This is a genomic window from Pseudomonas sp. AC136, from assembly GCF_979258585.1.
In genome coordinates, this window is record NZ_OZ409865.1 from 1,362,025 (window position 1) to 1,380,826 (window position 18,802).

Annotated in this window: 16 protein-coding genes; 4 read left to right on the forward strand and 12 right to left on the reverse strand. The window is 60.2% G+C overall.

Annotated features, from left to right (window positions below; all coding sequences use genetic code 11):
• The 7 genes from lpdA to sdhC form a co-directional block, all read right to left on the reverse strand.
• Positions 1-1,437 (reverse strand): dihydrolipoyl dehydrogenase, encoded by a 1,437-nt coding sequence (gene lpdA, locus ACZZZU_RS06130; RefSeq protein WP_463550065.1) that lies wholly within the window; start codon positions 1,435-1,437, stop codon positions 1-3.
• A gap of 65 nt (positions 1,438-1,502) precedes the next feature.
• Positions 1,503-2,738 (reverse strand): 2-oxoglutarate dehydrogenase complex dihydrolipoyllysine-residue succinyltransferase, encoded by a 1,236-nt coding sequence (odhB, locus tag ACZZZU_RS06135; RefSeq protein ID WP_463382329.1) that lies wholly within the window; start codon positions 2,736-2,738, stop codon positions 1,503-1,505.
• Positions 2,739-2,815: 77 nt separating this feature from the next.
• A complete protein-coding gene (locus ACZZZU_RS06140) occupies positions 2,816-5,650 on the reverse strand; it encodes a 2-oxoglutarate dehydrogenase E1 component (protein ID WP_122497110.1) in 2,835 nt (944 codons plus the stop codon).
• A gap of 251 nt (positions 5,651-5,901) precedes the next feature.
• Positions 5,902-6,621 carry a succinate dehydrogenase iron-sulfur subunit gene (locus ACZZZU_RS06145; protein ID WP_122451280.1) on the reverse strand — a complete coding sequence of 240 codons (720 nt, stop codon included), beginning with the start codon at positions 6,619-6,621 and terminating at the stop codon, positions 5,902-5,904.
• 11 nt (positions 6,622-6,632) lie between these two features.
• Positions 6,633-8,405 carry a succinate dehydrogenase flavoprotein subunit gene (sdhA, locus tag ACZZZU_RS06150; protein WP_122497108.1) on the reverse strand — a complete coding sequence of 591 codons (1,773 nt, stop codon included), beginning with the start codon at positions 8,403-8,405 and terminating at the stop codon, positions 6,633-6,635.
• 3 nt (positions 8,406-8,408) lie between these two features.
• A complete protein-coding gene (gene sdhD / locus ACZZZU_RS06155; protein WP_122451172.1) occupies positions 8,409-8,777 on the reverse strand; it encodes a succinate dehydrogenase, hydrophobic membrane anchor protein in 369 nt (122 codons plus the stop codon).
• A complete protein-coding gene (gene sdhC, locus ACZZZU_RS06160; protein ID WP_206000775.1) occupies positions 8,771-9,157 on the reverse strand; it encodes a succinate dehydrogenase, cytochrome b556 subunit in 387 nt (128 codons plus the stop codon). The genes sdhD and sdhC overlap by 7 nt, the downstream gene beginning before the upstream one ends.
• A 349-nt stretch (positions 9,158-9,506) precedes the next feature.
• On the opposite strand from sdhC, the gene gltA reads away from it, so the two are divergent.
• Positions 9,507-10,796, forward strand: coding sequence for a citrate synthase (gene gltA / locus ACZZZU_RS06165; protein WP_463382328.1), 1,290 nt, complete (start codon positions 9,507-9,509; stop codon positions 10,794-10,796).
• A 143-nt stretch (positions 10,797-10,939) separates the two neighbouring features.
• Here the strand turns inward: gltA and ACZZZU_RS06170 are convergent, their stop codons facing one another.
• The 3 genes from ACZZZU_RS06170 to ACZZZU_RS06180 all read right to left on the reverse strand — a co-directional run bounded on the left by ACZZZU_RS06170 (position 10,940) and on the right by ACZZZU_RS06180 (position 12,844).
• A complete protein-coding gene (locus ACZZZU_RS06170) occupies positions 10,940-11,548 on the reverse strand; it encodes an START domain-containing protein (protein ID WP_463550066.1) in 609 nt (202 codons plus the stop codon).
• Between the two features lie 48 nt (positions 11,549-11,596).
• A complete protein-coding gene (locus tag ACZZZU_RS06175; protein ID WP_463550067.1) occupies positions 11,597-11,872 on the reverse strand; it encodes a YkgJ family cysteine cluster protein in 276 nt (91 codons plus the stop codon).
• A gap of 108 nt (positions 11,873-11,980) precedes the next feature.
• On the reverse strand, positions 11,981-12,844 hold the full coding sequence (locus ACZZZU_RS06180) for an NAD(P)-dependent oxidoreductase (protein WP_463550068.1): 864 nt from the start codon (positions 12,842-12,844) through the stop codon (positions 11,981-11,983).
• Between the two features lie 165 nt (positions 12,845-13,009).
• Here ACZZZU_RS06180 and ACZZZU_RS06185 point away from each other — a divergent pair, with 165 nt between their 5' ends.
• The 3 genes from ACZZZU_RS06185 to rhtA all read left to right on the forward strand — a co-directional run bounded on the left by ACZZZU_RS06185 (position 13,010) and on the right by rhtA (position 14,985).
• Positions 13,010-13,555, forward strand: coding sequence for a 3'-5' exonuclease (locus tag ACZZZU_RS06185; RefSeq protein WP_463550069.1), 546 nt, complete (start codon positions 13,010-13,012; stop codon positions 13,553-13,555).
• An 89-nt stretch (positions 13,556-13,644) separates the two neighbouring features.
• Complete coding sequence (gene ppnP / locus ACZZZU_RS06190) at positions 13,645-13,926, forward strand: pyrimidine/purine nucleoside phosphorylase (RefSeq protein WP_122451165.1); 282 nt, start codon at positions 13,645-13,647, stop codon at positions 13,924-13,926.
• A gap of 159 nt (positions 13,927-14,085) precedes the next feature.
• A complete protein-coding gene (gene rhtA, locus ACZZZU_RS06195; RefSeq protein WP_463382324.1) occupies positions 14,086-14,985 on the forward strand; it encodes a threonine/homoserine exporter RhtA in 900 nt (299 codons plus the stop codon).
• On the opposite strand, the gene ACZZZU_RS06200 is transcribed toward rhtA, so the two are convergent.
• Both ACZZZU_RS06200 and ACZZZU_RS06205 read right to left on the reverse strand, forming a co-directional pair.
• Positions 14,969-16,762, reverse strand: coding sequence for an ABC transporter transmembrane domain-containing protein (locus tag ACZZZU_RS06200; protein WP_463550070.1), 1,794 nt, complete (start codon positions 16,760-16,762; stop codon positions 14,969-14,971). The two genes, rhtA and ACZZZU_RS06200, sit on opposite strands and share 17 nt — an antisense overlap.
• Before the next feature lie 796 nt (positions 16,763-17,558).
• Positions 17,559-18,680: an ATP-NAD kinase family protein gene (locus ACZZZU_RS06205; RefSeq protein ID WP_463550071.1), complete on the reverse strand. Its 1,122-nt coding sequence runs from the start codon at positions 18,678-18,680 to the stop codon at positions 17,559-17,561.
• Positions 18,681-18,802 lie beyond the last annotated feature (122 nt).

Sequence of the window (18,802 nt, forward strand, 5' to 3'; positions counted from 1 at the left end):
TTAACGCTTCTTGCGGTTGGCGATGTGGATGGCGCCGCCATTCACTGCCAAGGCCGCTTCGTGCAGCGCTTCGGACATGGTTGGGTGCGAGAACACCATCATGCCGAGGTCTTCGGCACTGGTGCCAAATTCCATACCGATAGCGCCTTGTTGCACCAGCTCAGCCGCGGCTGGGCCGATTACGTGAACGCCCAGTACGCGGTCAGTCTTGGCATCGGCGATGACTTTGACGAAACCGGCGGTGTCGTTGGCAGCCATGGCGCGGCCGCTGGCAGCGAACGGGAAGGTGCCGACGTTGATGGCAACGCCTTCAGCCTTGAGCGCCTGCTCGGTTTTGCCAACCCATGCGATTTCCGGGTGGGTGTAGATAACCGATGGCACCAGGTCGTAGTTCATTTGCGCTTTGTGGCCGGCGATACGCTCGGCAACCATCACGCCCTCTTCCGAGGCTTTGTGGGCGAGCATGGCGCCACGTACCACGTCACCAATGGCGTAAACGCCTGGGACGCTGGTGGTGCAGTGGTCGTCAACGAAGATGTAACCGCGCTCGTCGAGGTCGACGCCGCTGTCCGCTGCCAGCAACTCGGTGGTTACCGGGCGACGGCCTACAGCCACGATCAGCTTGTCGAATACCTGCTTCTGCTCGCCTTCGGCGTCAGTGTAGGTAACGGTGACTTGCTTCTTCTTCACTTCCGAACCGGTTACGCGAGCGCCCAGTTTAATTTTCAGACCCTGCTTGGTGAGGATCTTCAGTGCTTCCTTGGCAATGGCTTCGTCAGCCGCTGGCAGGAACTTGTCGAGTGCTTCAAGCACGGTCACTTCGGCACCCAGACGGGCCCACACCGAACCCAGCTCCAGACCGATAACGCCAGCGCCAATCACGCCGAGGGTTTTCGGTACGGCTTGGAAATCCAGAGCGCCGGTGGAGTCGACGATAACGTCCTGATCAACCGGAGCTGGCGGGATGTCTACCGGACGCGAGCCAGAGGCCAGAATCACGTTGTCGGCTTCGTAGACAATCGCTTTGCCGTCAAGGCCAGTCACTTCAACCTGCTTGTTCGCCAGCAGCTTGCCGTGGCCTTCCAGCAGGGTGACACCGTTGGCCTTGAACAGGGTGGCAACGCCGCCAGTCAGGTTTTTAACGATGGTGTCTTTGCGCGCAACCATGGCCGGCACGTTGATAGAGACATTCTTGGCGCTGATGCCGTGCACAGCGAAGCCTTCGTGGGCTTCGTGGAATTTGTAGGAGCTGTCGAGCAACGCCTTGGATGGAATGCAACCGACGTTCAGGCAGGTACCGCCCAAGGCAGTTTTGCCTTCCTTACCCTGATATTTCTCGACACAGGCAGTTTTCAAACCCAGTTGAGCGGCCTTGATAGCGGCTACATAGCCCCCTGGGCCAGCACCGATCACTACCACGTCAAATTTTTGCGTCATAACTCATTCCTTTTCGGATGAAACCGGACAGCCCCTTTTGGGGGCCGCCGTGATCAGAGAACGGATTAGATATCCAGCAACAGGCGCGCCGGATCCTCCAGCAGGTTCTTGATCGTTACCAAGAAGCTCACGGCCTCCTTGCCATCGATCAGACGGTGGTCGTAAGACAACGCCAAGTACATCATTGGACGGATGACAACCTGACCATTGATTGCCATGGGGCGCTGAATGATGTTGTGCATGCCGAGAATGGCAGCCTGCGGCGGGTTGACGATCGGGGTCGACATCATCGAACCGAAGGTGCCACCGTTAGTGATGGTGAAGGTGCCGCCAGTCATCTCGTCGATGGACAGCTTGCCCTCTTTGGCCTTCTTACCGAAGGTGGCGATGCCGTTTTCGACTTCTGCCAGGCTCATCAGTTCGGCGTTACGCAGAACCGGAACCACCAGGCCACGGTCGCTGGATACGGCAACGCCGATGTCCTGGTAGCCGTGGTACACGATGTCGGTGCCGTCGATCGACGCGTTCACCGCCGGGAAGCGCTTGAGGGCTTCAACCGAGGCTTTGACGAAGAACGACATGAAGCCCAGGCGCACGCCGTTGTGGGTCTTCTCGAACAGGTCTTTGTATTTGCTGCGCAGGGCCATCACTTCAGTCATGTCGACTTCGTTGAAGGTGGTCAGCATGGCCATGGTCGACTGAGCTTCAACCAGACGCTCGGCCACTTTGGCGCGCAGGCGGGTCATCGGAACGCGTTTTTCCACGCGATCGCCAGCAGCGAAAACCGGAGCGGCAGCAGCCGGTGCAGCAGCAGCTTTGGCCGGTGCAGCCGGAGCGTTTTTCTTCGCTTCGATGGCAGCAACTACGTCTTCTTTGGTGACGCGACCGCCTTTACCGCTGGCGGCGATGCTGTTGACGTCGATGCCGTTTTCTTCAGCCAGCTTGCGCGCAGCTGGCGCGAGGATCAGGTCTTCGGACTTGGCAGCCGGGGCAGCAGCCGGAGCGGCAGCAGCGCTGGCTGCAGGAGCCGGTGCCGCGGCGGCTGGGGCGGCAGCAGCGCCGGCGCCATCACCGAGTTTGCCCAGCAGTTCGCCGCTGAGAACGGTGTCGCCTTCATTCTTGACGATTTCAGCCAGAACGCCGTCGGCCTCAGCCAGCACTTCCATGACCACTTTGTCGGTTTCGATGTCGACGATCAGGTCGTCGCGCTTGACGGCGTCGCCCGGCTTCTTGTGCCAGGTAGCAACGGTGCCGTCAGCAACCGATTCCGGAAATTGCGGGGCTTTGATATCGATAGCCATTGTGTACGGTTCCTTAAATTCGGGTTCTTCAGCGAACGGGCTGCAGGATCGCTGCAGCCCGTTGTGGGACGAAGGCGTTAAACAGTAAAGGCGTCTTGCAGCAGTTTTTCCTGCTGCTCGGCGTGCATCGAAGCGTAACCACAGGCCGGAGCAGCAGAGCCTTCACGGCCGGCGTACTCGAGGAACAGGCCTTTCTTGTGCGCGCTGGTCACGCGACGCATGTGGTGCTGACTGCAATACCAAGCGCCTTGGTTCATCGGCTCTTCCTGACACCAGACCACGTGCTCCAGGTTCTTATACGGAGCAAGCACCTCAGCCAGGTCGTCTTCAGGGAACGGATACAGCTGCTCGATACGCACGATGGCGGTATCGTCGCGGCCTTCGGCACGGCGTTTTTCCAGCAGGTCGTAGTAGACCTTGCCGCTGCACAGTACCAACCGTTTTACCTTCTTCGGATCGAGTGCATCGATCTCTGGAAGTACCGTTTGGAACGAACCTTCGGCCAGGTCTTCCAGGGTCGAAATAGCCAATTTGTGCCGCAGCAGCGACTTCGGCGTCAATGCGACCAATGGCTTACGCAGCGGGCGGATCACCTGGCGACGCAGCATGTGGTAGACCTGCGCCGGGGTAGTCGGTACGCACACCTGAATGTTGTGCTCAGCGCACAGTTGCAGGTAACGCTCCAGACGCGCCGAGCTGTGCTCAGGCCCCTGCCCTTCATAACCGTGCGGCAGCAGCATGGTCAGACCGCACAGACGGCCCCACTTGTGCTCGCCACTGGTGATGAATTGGTCGACAACCACTTGTGCACCGTTGGCGAAGTCACCGAACTGCGCTTCCCAGATCACCAACGCATCCGGCTTGGTGGTCGAGTAGCCGTATTCGAAGGCCAGCACGGCTTCTTCGGACAGCAGCGAGTCGTACAGGTCGAAACGCGGCTGACCTTCGTACAGGTGCTTCAACGGAACGTGGGTGCCGGCGTCCTTCTGGTTGTGCAGCACCGCGTGACGGTGCGAGAAGGTGCCACGGCCAACGTCCTGACCGGTCAAGCGAATCGGGTGCCCGTCGAACAGCAAGGTGCCGTACGCCATGGTTTCAGCGAAGCCCCAGTTGATCGGCAAGCCACCGGCAGCCATCTTCTGGCGGTCTTCGAGAATTTTCGAAACCTGACGCTGAACCACGAAACCTTCTGGCACTTCCAGCAACTTGGTCGCCAGTTCCTGCAGGGTTTTCAGCGGTACGCGGGTGTCGTGACGCGCAGTCCAGGCGTGGCCCAGGTACGGACGCCAGTCCACGAACAACTCTTTGTTCGGCTCTTTGACCAGGCTTTTTACAACGTGCAGACCGTTGTCCAGCGCATTGCGGTAGTCGTCGACCTTGTGCTGAACGCTGTCGGCATCAAGGCTGTTGGACTGGATCAACGCGTCGGCATACAGCTCACGAGTAGTGCGCTGCTTGGCGATTTGCTGATACATCAAAGGCTGAGTGCCGTTCGGCTCGTCGGCCTCGTTGTGGCCGCGACGACGGTAGCAAACCAGGTCGATTACCACGTCACGCTTGAATTGCATGCGGTAGTCGATGGCCAGCTGGGTCACGAACAACACGGCTTCCGGGTCATCACCGTTTACGTGCAGGATCGGCGCCTGGATCATCTTGGCGACGTCGGTGCAGTACTCGGTGGAACGGGAGTCTTCCGGGTTGCTGATGGTGAAGCCAACCTGGTTGTTGATCACGATGTGGATGGTGCCGCCAGTCTTGAAGCCGCGGGTCTGCGACATCTGGAAGGTTTCCATGACCACACCCTGACCGGCGAACGCCGCGTCACCGTGCAGGGAAACCGGCAGAACCTTGTCACCCGTGGTGTCGTTGCGACGGTCTTGGCGGGCACGAACAGAGCCCTCAACCACTGGCGAAACGATTTCCAGGTGAGACGGGTTGAACGCCATTGCCAGGTGAACTTCACCGCCAGTGGTCATCACGTTGGATGAGAAACCCTGGTGGTACTTCACGTCGCCGGAGCCCAGCTCGACCAGCTTCTTCTTGCCTTCGAACTCGTCGAACAGGTCGCGCGGGTTTTTACCGAAGGTGTTGACCAGCACGTTGAGACGGCCACGGTGGGCCATGCCGATGACGATTTCTTTGGTGCCGTAGGAACCGGAACGCTGAATCAGTTCGTCGAGCAGCGGAATCAAGCTCTCGCCACCTTCCAGACCGAAACGCTTGGTGCCCGGGTACTTGGTGCCCAGGTATTTTTCCAGGCCTTCAGCGGCGGTGAGGCGCTCGAGCAGATGGCTCTGAACCTCAGGGGAAACCGTCGGCCGACCGCGCACGCTTTCCAGACGCTGCTGGAACCACTTGCGTTGCTCGGAATCGACGATGTGCGTGAACTCGGCGCCAATGGTGCGGCAATATGTCTGCTGCAGAGCCACATAGATCTCGCGTAACGTCGCCTCCTCTTTACCGATGTAAAGCTCACCGGTACGGAAGGTTGTGTCGAGATCGGCATCAGTCAGGCCGTAATGATTGATCGCCAGATCAGCCGGTGCCGGGCGCTGCCACAGACCGAGCGGATCGAGCTGAGAGGCCTGATGGCCACGCATCCGATACGCCTGAATCAGTCGCAAGACTTCGACCTGCTTCTTCTCGTGCTCACTGCTCACGCTGCCGGCAGACACCGGTTGAGCGCGACGCTGGTTCTTGGCCAGCAGCACGAAATGATCGCGCACCGTCGAGTGGGAAACGTCATTGGTGACGTTGCCATCGGCCGGCAGCTTCTGGAAGTAGGTGCGCCACTCTTCTGGCACAGCGTTGGGATCGTGCAGGTAGAGCTCGTAGAGCTCTTCCACGTAGGCAGCGTTACCACCGGATAGGTGGGCACTGTCCCACATGCGCTGCATCACGCTTTCTTGCATGCTTGGTCACCCTCGGTAAGGGGACACCACCGGCGTGGAAACCGCATGAAATTACCCAGCCCAAAACCAGCGACCTGGTAAAGCCACTTCGGATCCCGCAGATAGTCCGGGTACCAGCCCGGATGCCCCTGCTGGTCGTCAATTTTTCAAAGTGAGGGCCGCCGCCTTTTGGGTAGCGACCCGGTCTTAAACTACGGCGCCGAAAGGTCGGCGCCGCAGGTATTGCTGGTTATGCAGGTATTGCCAGTAAATCAGGTACCGCTGTGTAGCAACATGCTGCGTACGTGGCCGATTGCCTTGGTCGGGTTGAGACCCTTAGGGCAAACGTTCACGCAGTTCATGATCCCGCGGCAGCGGAATACGCTGAACGGGTCATCAAGTGCAGCCAGACGCTCTTCGGTGTGGGTGTCGCGGCTGTCGGCCAGGAAACGATAGGCTTGCAGCAGCGCAGCTGGACCGAGGAACTTGTCCGGGTTCCACCAGAACGAAGGGCACGACGTCGAGCAGCACGCACACAGAATGCACTCGTACAGACCGTCGAGCTTTTCGCGCTCTTCTGGGGTCTGCAGACGCTCGATAGCCGGCGCCGGAGTATTGTTCTGCAGGAAAGGTTTCACCTTTTCGTACTGCTTGTAGAAGATGCTCATGTCGACGACCAGGTCACGGATAACCGGCAAACCTGGCAGTGGACGAACGATTAGCTTGTTGCCCTTCACTACAGCCGAAATCGGCGTGATGCAGGCCAGGCCGTTCTTACCGCTGATGTTCATGCCGTCGGAGCCACAAACACCCTCACGGCAGGAACGGCGATACGAGAAGCCCTGATCCTGTTCTTTGATCAACGCCAGAACGTCCAGCACCATCAGGTCTTTGCCGTCGATATCGACATTGAAGTCCTGCATAAACGGTGCGGCATCCGTTTCCGGGTTGTAGCGGTAAACGCTAACTTGCAGAGTTTTACCAAGAGACATAATGGCCACCCTTAATAAGTACGAATTTTGGGTTCAAACGCCGGAACAGTCTTAGGCGCGAAGTTGACGGCACGCTTGGACACACGCTTCTCGCCTGGGAAATACAGGGAGTGGCAGAGCCAGTTTTCGTCATCCCGATCTTCGTAGTCTTCACGAGCATGAGCACCACGAGATTCCTTGCGGACTTCAGCGGCAATGGCAGTGGCTTCGGCCACTTCCAGCAGGTTCTGCAACTCGAGCGCTTCGATGCGCGCGGTGTTGAAGGCCTGACTCTTGTCGTCGATCTTGACGGCAGCGATGCGGCCACGCAGGTCAGCCAACTGAGCAATACCCTTCTGCATGTATTCGCCGGTACGGAATACACCGAAGTAGTTCTGCATGCAGCTCTGCAGTTCCTTACGCAGGGACGCAACGTCTTCGCCGCTGGTGCGCTCGTTCAGGCCATTCAAACGCGCCAGAGCAACATCAACGTCGGTTTCAGTGGCACGACGATAGTCGACGCCTTCTTTCAGAGTTTGTTCCAAGTGGATGCCGGCCGCACGACCAAACACCACCAGGTCGAGCAACGAGTTGCCGCCCAGACGGTTGGCACCGTGCACCGATACGCACGCCACTTCGCCTACTGCGAACAGGCCCGGAATGATGTGGTCGTTACCCGCAGCATCCTGGGTGATCGCCTGGCCATGAATGTTGGTGGCAACGCCGCCCATCATGTAGTGGCAAGTTGGAACCACAGGAACCGGCGCAACAACCGGGTCAACGTGGGCGAAGGTCTTCGACAGTTCGCAGATACCTGGCAGACGGCTGTGCAGTACTTCCTCGCCCAAGTGGTCGAGTTTCAGCATCACGTGGTCGCCATCCGGACCGCAACCGTTGCCAGCGATGATTTCTTTAACCATCGAACGGGCAACCACGTCACGACCAGCCAGGTCTTTCGCGTTAGGAGCGTAACGCTCCATGAAACGCTCGCCGTGCTTGTTGATGAGGTAACCACCTTCACCACGGCAGCCTTCGGTAACCAGTACACCAGCGCCGGCGATACCGGTGGGGTGGAACTGCCACATTTCGATGTCTTGTACCGGCACGCCAGCACGCAGCGCCATACCAACACCATCACCGGTGTTGATCAGGGCGTTGGTGGTCGACGAGTAGATACGGCCCGCACCGCCCGTTGCCAGCACGGTGGCGTTGGCGCGGATGTACGAGGTTTCACCAGTTTCGATGCAGATAGCGATGATGCCGACGAAAACGCCGTCCTGGTTCTTCACCAGATCCACTGCATAGTATTCGTTGAGGAATACCGTGTTGGCTTTCAGGTTGGCTTGATACAGCGTGTGCAGCAACGCGTGACCGGTACGGTCAGCAGCGGCGCATGTACGGGCAGCCTGGCCGCCTTTGCCGAAGTCTTTCGACTGGCCACCGAACGGACGCTGATAGATACGGCCTTGTTCGGTACGGGAGAACGGCAGACCCATGTGCTCGAGTTCGAACACCGCTTCCGGGCCCACGGAACACATGTACTCGATAGCGTCCTGGTCACCGATGTAGTCGGAGCCTTTGACGGTATCGTACATGTGCCAGCGCCAATCATCGTTCGGGTCGGCCGACGCGATGGCGCAGGTGATACCGCCTTGTGCCGACACCGTGTGCGAACGGGTCGGGAACACCTTGGTGACTACTGCAGTCTTGTGGCCACCTTGGGCCAGCTGCAGTGCGGCGCGCATCCCGGCACCGCCACCACCAATAATGATGGCATCGAAGGAAAGCGTATTAATGTTAGCCATGAATCAGATACCCCAAAGAATCTGCACGCCCCAGACGAAGTAAGCGAACATGGCGATGCCACACGCTGCCTGGAACAGAAAACGCACACCGGTCGCCCACTTGCCCAACGCCATTTGCGTCAGGTAGTCGGTGGAAATCGTCCACATGCCGACCCAGGCGTGAACGCCCAGAGCAACGAGCGCCAACAGGCTGAAAATGCGCATCCAGTTCTGTGAGAACAGACCATGCCAGACGGTGTAGTCCAGGCCTGGGTGAACCACGAGGTATCCGATCAGGAAAAGGAAATAAGCCGCGAGTACAACCGCAGACACGCGCTGGGCCATCCAGTCATATAGCCCGGAGCGTGAGAAGTTCGTGACGTTAGTTACCATATCCATACTCCCGCCAGCACAATCACTACCGCCGAAACGACGAGTACGATTTGCGAGCCCAGTTTGCCGCCTTCCAGCGTCTCACCAACGCCCACATCCATAATCAGATGGCGAATACCTGCCACCAAGTGATACAGCAGAGCGGAGAGCAGGCCCCAAATCACAAACTTGGCCAGAGGGCTGGCCAGAAACGCGGCCACCTGCTTGAAGCCATCCTCGGACTCGAGGGACTTGTCGAGTGCGTACAGCAGCACAGCGAGGCCCACGAAAAGGATGACACCGGAGATCCGGTGCAAGATGGACGTGTAAGCAGTGACTGGGAGTTTGATCGTCCTTAAGTCTAGGTTTACAGGTCTTTGGCTATTCACGGCTTTTTTCACACTGAAGGGCCCCTAACAATCAGGGCAAAGTTGTCGGGAAGTGCACTGGTCAGAACCCACTACCCAGGGAGTGACAACCTCCAGAATAAAGGCTCCAAGGCCCCTGGCGGTCGGTGGGGGAGTATAGACAGTTAGGTTACTAATGACAACGAAAAGGCCTACCCCAAACCGCTCATTGCGCTTACTTGGCAAAAGGCGTAAATAGCGCGAAAAACAACGCCAAACACCGCTGCAAGCCTTCTGGCGCATGGCTTGCGGTAAATTGACTTTAGGATTTATCTCTCTATAGTGTGGCGGGCCCTGCGTGGGGGGCAGTCTGGTGATTTCAAGCATAAATAGGAGGCCACACATGGCTGACAAAAAAGCGCAGTTGATCATCGAGGGCGCAGCCCCCGTCGAGCTGCCCGTTTTATCCGGCACCGTTGGTCCCGATGTTGTAGATGTAAGGGGCCTGACCGCCACGGGCCATTTCACTTTTGATCCTGGCTTTATGTCGACCGCCTCGTGCGAGTCGAAGATCACCTATATCGACGGTGACAAAGGCATCCTGTTGCACCGCGGCTACCCGATCGAACAATTGGCCGAGCAGTCCGACTACCTCGAAACCTGCTACCTGCTGCTCAATGGCGAACTGCCAACCGAAGAGCAGAAAGCCAAGTTCGTCAGCACCGTAAAGAACCACACCATGGTTCACGAGCAGCTGAAAAGCTTCTTCAACGGCTTCCGTCGCGACGCTCACCCGATGGCCATCATGTGCGGTGTAGTAGGGGCCCTCTCGGCCTTCTACCACGACTCGCTGGACATCAATAATCCGCAGCACCGCGAGATTTCGGCCATTCGCCTCGTGGCGAAAATGCCGACCCTGGCGGCCATGGTTTACAAGTATTCCATGGGTCAGCCGATGATGTATCCGCGCAACGACCTGACCTACGCGGAAAACTTCCTGCACATGATGTTCAACACCCCCTGCGAGATCAAACCGATCAGCCCGGTGTTGGCCAAGGCAATGGACCGGATCTTCATCCTCCACGCCGACCACGAACAAAACGCTTCCACCTCCACCGTACGCCTGGCCGGCTCTTCGGGTGCTAACCCGTTCGCCTGTATCGCTGCCGGTATCGCTGCGCTCTGGGGCCCTGCCCACGGTGGCGCCAACGAAGCCGTGCTGACCATGCTGGACGAGATTGGCAGCGTCGATAATATCGACACCTTCATTGCCAAGGCCAAAGACAAGAACGATCCGTTCAAGTTGATGGGCTTCGGTCACCGCGTTTACAAAAACCGTGACCCACGCGCCACCGTAATGAAGCAGACCTGCGACGAAGTGCTGAAAGAACTCGGCATCAAAAACGACCCGCAGCTGGAACTGGCTATGCGCCTGGAAGAGATCGCACTCACCGATCCGTACTTCAAGGAACGCAACCTGTACCCGAACGTCGACTTCTACTCGGGCATCATCCTCAAAGCGATCGGCATTCCGACCAGCATGTTCACCGTAATCTTCGCCCTGGCGCGGACTGTCGGCTGGATCTCGCACTGGAAAGAAATGCTCTCCAGCCCGTACAAAATTGGCCGTCCGCGCCAGCTTTATACCGGCTATGAGCAGCGCGACATTACTGCGCTGAAAGACCGCAAATAAGCGTTACGCGAGCAATAAAAAACCCCGCAATGCGGGGTTTTTTATTGCTTCGTCGAACCTGTAGGAGCGGCTTTAGCCGCGATGCTTTTATGCACCAAGAGCATCGCGGCTAAAGCCGCTCCCACAATAGGAAAGCGCGCGGCTTACTTCTTCTCCGCCCGTTCCTTCATGCCTTGAAGGGTTTTGAACGGCGCATCGACCACAAAGCTGTTAGCCAACCACGACGGCACGCTGCCGCCCGGTTCGGTGGTCACCTGATACGTCACTTCCACATCGCCTGTGCCCTTGGGCGTCATCTTCCAAAAGCCGTCCACCTTGGTCACCCGCACATAGCCCTTCTCTTCCGGCTGATAAGTGGGCAAGCCTTCGAGCTTGCGCAGCACGGTGCCGTCGGGTTCTTCGGTGGTGGTCACGTGGATGATCGAATCCCGTGGGGTTACCGGCCACGGTGGGCTGAAGCGGCTGTAGGTCCAGCTTTGCGCCCCTTCGGTTTTGATCAGCTTTTGCTCGCTGCATTGGAAAATCCACTTGCACGAACCGCTGACGTCTTCCTGCAGCGCGTGCAGGGTAGCGATGTCGCTCTTGATGGTGGTCACGCCCCGGTAGGCTTTGTATTGCGAGCCGGGTACTTCGCTCAGAAAGACTTTGATGCCGTCTTCATCCTTGGCCAGCTTCCAATCCTCGGCATGCGCCGCTGTAGACGCCAGCAGACTCACGGCACACACGCCAGCCACTCGACTTAGCAAACCCATCACGAACTCCTTACTGATGATGCGCGAGGTGCCAGAGGCCCCCGGGCTTTATTGGATAGCCGCTTCGGCGCCGAGGCTGGTGGCCTGTTCCAGCCAACCCAGCAAACGGATCGCCTCTTCGCGGCTGCTGCCACATACCTCAACATCGGCGCTGAACGCCGAGCACACGGGCGGGCGCTGCGGCGAACCGAACAGCGCGCACAAATTATCGACCGACAGATGCAAACAACGTTCGCCGGCCCGCTTGCCGTTAGGCAAACCAGGTATCGGCGAGCTGATGGAGGGGGCGATGCAGCAGGCACCGCAACCGGGGCGGCAATTCATGACGACTCATACCTCGTGAACAAACCAACCGTGCGCGCTGTAACCAGGCGCGCCGGCGACGGGCGGCGATTCTACTCGCGCGCCCGGCCACCGCAAAGCCACCGCGAGCTACTTCAGACGTGTAATCAAACTGGAGGTGTCCCAGCGTCCCCCGCCCTGCCCTTGCACCTCGGCGTAAAACCGGTCCACCAGCTCCGTCACCGGCAGCTGTGCACCGTTACGCTTGGCTTCCGCAAAGACCATGGCGAAGTCTTTGCGCATCCAATCCACGGCAAAACCGTTGTCGAACTTGCCCTCCAGCATCGTTTGATAGCGATGCTCCAACTGCCACGACTGCGCCGCGCCATGGCTGATGATGTCCATGGCGCTGGGCACGTCCAACCCGGCGCGACGGGCAAATTGCAGCGCCTCGGCCAAGGCTTGCAGCAAGCCGCCCACACAAATCTGGTTGACCATCTTGGTCAGCTGGCCGCTGCCGACCGGCCCCATGCGCTTGACCCGTTTGGCATAACTCTCGATCACCGGCGCCGCGCGCTCAAACAACGCGGTGTCGCCGCCGACCATCACGGTCAACATGCCGCCCTCCGCGCCCGACTGGCCGCCCGACACCGGCGCATCCAGAAACCCCACCTCGCGCTCGGCCGCCAGCGTCGCCATTTCTTTCGCGATATCGGCCGAGGCCGTGGTGTGATCCACCAGCACGCTACCGGCCGCCATGCCGGCAAACGCCCCGCTTTCGCCCAGCAACACGGCGCGCAATTGCTCGTCGTTGCCCACACAGGTCATCACGAATTCCGCGCCCTCGGCCGCTTCGCGCGGGGAGCCGGCGCTTTCGCCTGCAAATTCTTCGCACCACACATCCGCTTTGGCCTGGGTGCGGTTGTACACGGTCACCTGATGCCCTTCGCAGGCCAGGTGCCCAGCCATATGAAAGCCCATGGTGCCGAGCCCGATAAACGCCACAGTCGCCATCACATCTCTCCTTTCTAGGGTTACCACAAGCGTAGAGCGCCCTGACGATTTGGTCGGGAGAAAATCCCCGACTTCGTCGGTCATACGCCACGCAGGCGCCTGGAATGGGGTTTGCGAGGCGTCGAAAGGCCTTCCATACTGCTTGCCCAACGGATGGAGAGAACGATGGGATATTGGTTGGTGATCGACCTGGAAGCCACGACTGAAGAGGGTGGCTGGCCGGTTACAGACATGGAAATCATCGAAATAGGCGCCAGTTTGGTGAACGCCGAAGGCCGGGAGGTTGACCATTTTCAGCGCTTCGTCCGCCCGCTGCGGCGCCCTCACCTCACCAGTTTCTGCAAGCAACTCACCCACATCACGCAGGCGAATGTCGACGCTGCGGCGCCGCTTGTAACGGTGTGGCCGCTGTTCGAGCGCTGGCTCGGTGCCCATCAACCGCGCCTGGTGGGTTGGGCCAGTTGGGGCGACTACGACCGTAAACAGCTGGAACAGGATTGGCAGCAGCACCAGCTCACCAGCCTGCTCGCCAGCGTGCCGCACCTGAACCTCAAACAGCGCTTCGCCAAAGCCCGCCAACTGCAAAAACCGGTGAGTTTGAACACTGCGCTGCAATTGGCCGGCCTGAGTTTTCAAGGCCAGCAGCACCGCGCGCTGGAAGATGCGCGCAACACCGCGCGGCTTTTGCCCTTGGTCCTGCCCGCCTCGTAAACGCCGCCGTAGCGCGGCCCGCGCAGGTGACGGGGCCCAGCGCCTTGGGCATACTGGCCGACCTTTTTTCGTCCTTTAAAGGAAATGTCATGTTCAAGGTCAACGAATACTTCGACGGTACCGTTAAATCCATCGCCTTCGGCATGGAACAAGGCCCGGCCACCATCGGCGTCATGGCCGCTGGCGAATACGAATTCGGCACCAGCCAACTGGAAGTCATGCACGTTGTCGCCGGCGCCCTGACCGTGAAACTGCCCGGCACCGACGCCTGGGAAACCTTCGAAGCCGGCAGCAACTTCACCGTTCCAGCCAACAGCAAATTCCAGCTGAAAGTGGCCGTCGACACCGCGTACTTGTGCGAGTACCGCTAAGCTCTACCCCGTCCCGCGGATAAAAACTCCGGAGCGGTAAAAACCGCCCAACAGCATCGCGGCTGAAGCCGCTCCCACGCTTTTGTGTAGGAGCGGCTTCAGCCGCGATCAGCTCCAGCGCTCATTTTGCTCACTGCCACGCTCCAACCGGAATTCCCCATGCCTGGGTCCAAACCCGCCGTCTCGATTGCCATCCCCATTCTTTTGCTGATCATCGCCATGAGTTCCATTCAGGGCGGCGCGGCGTTGGCCAAGGGCATTTTCCCAGTCGTTGGCGCCGAAGGCGTTTCAGCACTGCGCCTAAGCCTGGGAGCAATCATTCTGTGCCTGGTAATGCGCCCATGGCGTGCGCCGTTCAACCGCGCTGGCGTGTTGTCGCTGCTCGGCTACGGCGCTTCGCTCGGGGTGATGAACCTGCTGTTTTATATGTCGCTGAAAACCGTGCCGCTGGGCATTGCCGTGGCGCTGGAGTTCACCGGGCCGTTGGTGCTGGCCATGCTGTCGTCGCGGCGTTTTATCGACTTTGTCTGGATCGCCCTGGCCGTAATCGGCCTGGCCTTGCTGCTGCCAGTGAACCCGGCCAACGCCGAACTCGACCCGCTGGGCGCCGCGTTGGCCTTGGGCGCTGGCGTATGCTGGGCGCTGTACATTTTGTTCGGCCAACGCGCCGGTGCCGAACACGGCAGCCAAACCGTAGCGCTGGGCACGGTGGTCGCGGCCGTCATCGTGTTTCCGATCGGAGTATTTGCCGCCGGCAGCGCGATGTTTCATTTCACCCTGCTGCCGGTGGCGATTGGCGTGGCCATTCTGTCGACCGCCCTGCCCTACAGCCTGGAAATGTTCGCCCTGACCCGCCTGCCGGCGCGCACCTTCAGCACGCTGATGAGCATGGAACCGGCGATTGCCGCGATGTCCGGGCTGATTTTCCTGCAAGAGAAACTCAGCAGCAGCCAATGGGTGGCCATTGGCTCGATCATCGTCGCCGCTATCGGCGTGGCGCTGACCGTGAAACCGCAGCCGGCGAAGAGTCCGCCGCGCGACATCAAGCTGGCTGAGTAAACGGCGTCTCGTCGCTGCTGGTGTTGAACTGCAACTCAGCCAGGCGGCGATACAGCGGATTACTCGCCACCAATTGCGCATGACTGCCCAGCGCCACCAACTGCCCCTTGTCGATCACGGCAATACGGTCAGCGCTTTTCACGGTGGCTAACCGGTGGGCAATGACCAGCGTGGTACGTCCGGCCATCAAGGTCGGCAAGGCCTGTTGAATCAGGTGCTCGCTCTCGGCGTCCAGGGCGCTGGTGGCTTCATCCAGCAACAGAATCGGCGCATCCACCAACAACGCCCGGGCAATCGCCAGACGTTGGCGTTGGCCGCCCGATAGGCCGAGTCCACCATCACCCAAATGGGTTTTATAACCCTCAGGCATCGCCATAATGAATTCGTGAGCATGCGCGGCACGGGCCGCCGCCTCCACCTCAGCCTGAGTCGCCGAAGCGCGGCCATAACGGATGTTGTCTTCCACGCTGCCAAAAAACAGCGCCGGGTTTTGCGATACCAACGCGAAGCAGCGCCGCAGGTCGACAGGGTCGAGCTGCGCGATGGGCAGCCCCTCCACCCGAATCTGCCCTTCCTGCGGGTCGAAAAAGCGCAGCAGCAGATCGAACAGCGTCGACTTGCCAGCGCCGGACGGCCCCACCAACGCCAGCGTCTCGCCCGGTTCCACCTGCAAACTGATGCCATCCACCGCAAAGCGATCACGGCGCGTGGGATAGGCGAAGCGAACGGCATCCAGCTCGATGCGACCACTGACGCGCTCAGGCAATACCAACAAATCGCTCGTCGGCGCCTTGATCTCACTGCGCGCCTGCAGCAGTTCGGCAATTCGCTCCGCCGCCCCCGCCGCCCGTTGCAACTCCCCCAGCACCTCGCTCAAGGTGCCAAACGCGGTGCCAACGATCAGGCTATAAAACACAAACGCCGCCAGCTCACCGCCGCTGATGCGCCCGGCGATCACATCCATGCCGCCAACCCAGAGCATCACGCCCACGGCGCCCAGCACCAGCAGAATCACCACACTGATCAGCCAAGCGCGTTGGGAAATTCGCTTGCGCGCGGTTTCAAAGGCGTCCTCCACCGTGCCGCCGAAGCGACGTTTGTCCTGCTCCTGATGGTTGTAAGCCTGCACGGTTTTGATTTGGCCCAGACTTTCGCCGACGTAGCTGCCGACATCGGCAATGCGGTCCTGGCTTTGGCGCGAAAGGCTGCGCACGCGGCGGCCGAAAATCAGAATCGGCGCGATCACCAGCGGCAAGGCGGCGATCACGATCAGCGACAACTTGGGGTTGGTGACAAACAGCAGCACCACGCCGCCCACCAGCATCAACGCATTGCGCAACGCCAACGACAGCGACGAGCCGATCACCGACTGCAACAACGTGGTATCGGCCGTCAGCCGCGACTGGATTTCCGAACTGCGGTTGGTCTCATAAAAGCCGGGATGCAGCGTGATCAGATGGTTGAACACCTTCTTGCGGATATCCGCGACAAAGCGCTCGCCAATCCACGACACCAGGTAAAACCGCGAAAACGTACCCACCGCCAGTGCAACGACGAGCACCATAAACAGCGCGATGGACTGGTTAAGCATATGCGGCGACTGGGTGGCGAAACCCTGGTCCACCAACAGCTTCACGCCCTGGCCCATAAACAGCGTGATACCGGCCGTGAACATCAGCGCCACCAGCGCGCCGATTACGTGCCAGCGGTACGGCGCAACAAACTCACGCGTCATGCGCAGCGCCTTGCGCTGGCGGGAAGACAAAATGGAGATCATGCGGCGGCTCGCAGAGAGGAAGGGGCTAGCGGTAGATGGGGACGGTGGCGGTGGGACTCAAGCGGGGAGCGAAAAAATCGGCAGTGCCCGCTTTTTGCCCCCTCTCCCTGAGGGAGAGGGTTGGGGTGAGGGGAAATCTCCGGCCGAACACCGACGTCGCACCCGACCCTCACCCCCAGCCCCGCTCCCGCAAGCGGGCGAGGGGAGTTAAATCGCAGCTCCGCTTCCGGCATCACGCCGTTCGGCCCCCTCTCCTCGGGGAGAGGGTTGGGGTGAGGGGAAATCTCCGGCCGAACACCGACGTCGCACCCGACCCTCACCCCCAGCCCCTCTCCCGCAAGCGGGCGAGGGGAGTTAAATCGCAGCTCCGCTTCCGGCATCACGCCGTTCGGCCCCCTCTCCTCGGGGAGAGGGTTGGGGTGAGGGGGAATCTCAAGCCGAACACGGACGTCGCCCGACCCTTACCCCCAGCCCCTCTCCCGCAAGCGGGCGAGCGGAGTTAAATCGCAGCTCCGCTTCCCGCATCACGCCGTTCGGCCCCCTCTCCTCGGGGAGAGGGTTGGGGTGAGGGGGAATCTCAAGCCGAACACGGACGTCGCCCGACCCTTACCCCCAGCCCCTCTCCCGCAAGCGGGCGAGGGGAGTTAAATCGCAGCTCCGCTTCCGGCATCACGCCGTTCGGCCCCCTCTCCTCGGGGAGAGGGTTGGGGTGAGGGGGAATCTCAAGCCGAACACGGACGTCGCCCGACCCTTACTCCCAGCCCCTCTCCCGCGAGCGGGCGAGGGGAGCTAATTTTCATCCACCCACCGAAAGCGGATACACCAGTTCCTCTTTGTACCCCGCCCACACCTTAGCCACGTCGGGAAAGCTGTCATCCAACGCCGCATCGCCGCTGTCCACTAGCAACGGGCGGCCTTCAAGCGTGGCCAGCTTGCGCTTGGTCGCCACTACCCGCAGGTTGTCCAACCCAACCGCGCGCAGCACCCGTGGGCTGATCTGCTGGTTGCCGCGCCCAAGAATATGGCCCTGGCCGCCAATCGCCGTCACCAACACCCGCGCCGGCTGACCATCGACCAACTCGAACAGCTGCGCCTCGGTCACGTCACGGGCCAGCACCTGGCCGTTTTCGATCACGTCCACGCCCAGCAACGTGGTGTCCAGCCGAAGATTCTGAGCCAGGCCGTGCAGCGTCGAGCCGGGGCCGAAGACGTAGCGCACGTCAGGTTCCCAGGTGTCTTCCAGCCAGGCGGCGATTTCGCTGAGCACCAGTTCTTCCGATTCCACCCCGCCCTGCTTCACCTGCTGCACGAAGCCGCCTTCTTGCGGCACGCTCAATTCGCCATACCAACGGGCCGTGACGCGCCCTTCGCGCAAAGCGCTTTCATCGATATCGCGTACCTCGGCACTGCTCAAGCGAACCAGCCCACCTTCGACCAAACGCCGCGTAAGCTCGCCAGCCGCGCGCGGGCTGACGGCGTAAACGCCGGACTGAATCTTCACCCCCGCCGGAATACCCAACACCGCCTGGCCTTCGTCCGCCACCTCGCAGACATCACGCGCGGTGCCGTCGCCGCCGGCAAATAGCAGCAGCCCCACACCTTCTGCTTGTAATACCTGAACGGCTGCGCGGGTATCGGCGGCGCTCGTGTCAGGCGCACCAAGCTGGCCGAGCAAGCGATGTTTGAAGCCCATCTGCGCGAGCAAATCGCCGCCCATGGCGCCGGGAAACGTTAGAAACTCCAGGCGTTCTTGCAACGGCAACAACAGCTCCAGCGCCACCCGCGTGCGCTCAGCAGCGCGGGGTTGAGCGCCACGGGCAATCGCCTCCGCCGCCATACCGTCGCTGCCCTTCAGCGCCGCCGGACCGCCCAGCCCGGCCAGGGGATTAATGATTAAACCCAGGTGAAAAACCGACATACGCACCCCATGCGCGGGAACTACTCGGCCCGCATCGTTTCACAAAACTACGCCCCGCTTAACGGGAATGGCCGCGCGCTGCTGTGGCGCGCCTTTGTCATTGGGCTTTCATCAAGGCCCGC

Coding starts and splice junctions, on each gene's coding strand:
- ppnP (WP_122451165.1), top strand. CDS start 13,645: ATGTTCAAGGTCAACGAATACTTCGACGGTACCGTTAAATCCATCGCC.
- ACZZZU_RS06200 (WP_463550070.1), bottom strand. CDS start 16,762: ATGATCTCCATTTTGTCTTCCCGCCAGCGCAAGGCGCTGCGCATGACG.
- rhtA (WP_463382324.1), top strand. CDS start 14,086: ATGCCTGGGTCCAAACCCGCCGTCTCGATTGCCATCCCCATTCTTTTG.
- ACZZZU_RS06140 (WP_122497110.1), bottom strand. CDS start 5,650: ATGCAAGAAAGCGTGATGCAGCGCATGTGGGACAGTGCCCACCTATCC.
- ACZZZU_RS06180 (WP_463550068.1), bottom strand. CDS start 12,844: ATGGCGACTGTGGCGTTTATCGGGCTCGGCACCATGGGCTTTCATATG.
- sdhA (WP_122497108.1), bottom strand. CDS start 8,405: ATGGCTAACATTAATACGCTTTCCTTCGATGCCATCATTATTGGTGGT.
- ACZZZU_RS06145 (WP_122451280.1), bottom strand. CDS start 6,621: ATGTCTCTTGGTAAAACTCTGCAAGTTAGCGTTTACCGCTACAACCCG.
- gltA (WP_463382328.1), top strand. CDS start 9,507: ATGGCTGACAAAAAAGCGCAGTTGATCATCGAGGGCGCAGCCCCCGTC.
- ACZZZU_RS06175 (WP_463550067.1), bottom strand. CDS start 11,872: ATGAATTGCCGCCCCGGTTGCGGTGCCTGCTGCATCGCCCCCTCCATC.
- lpdA (WP_463550065.1), bottom strand. CDS start 1,437: ATGACGCAAAAATTTGACGTGGTAGTGATCGGTGCTGGCCCAGGGGGC.
- ACZZZU_RS06205 (WP_463550071.1), bottom strand. CDS start 18,680: ATGTCGGTTTTTCACCTGGGTTTAATCATTAATCCCCTGGCCGGGCTG.
- ACZZZU_RS06185 (WP_463550069.1), top strand. CDS start 13,010: ATGGGATATTGGTTGGTGATCGACCTGGAAGCCACGACTGAAGAGGGT.
- sdhD (WP_122451172.1), bottom strand. CDS start 8,777: ATGGTAACTAACGTCACGAACTTCTCACGCTCCGGGCTATATGACTGG.
- ACZZZU_RS06170 (WP_463550066.1), bottom strand. CDS start 11,548: ATGGGTTTGCTAAGTCGAGTGGCTGGCGTGTGTGCCGTGAGTCTGCTG.
- odhB (WP_463382329.1), bottom strand. CDS start 2,738: ATGGCTATCGATATCAAAGCCCCGCAATTTCCGGAATCGGTTGCTGAC.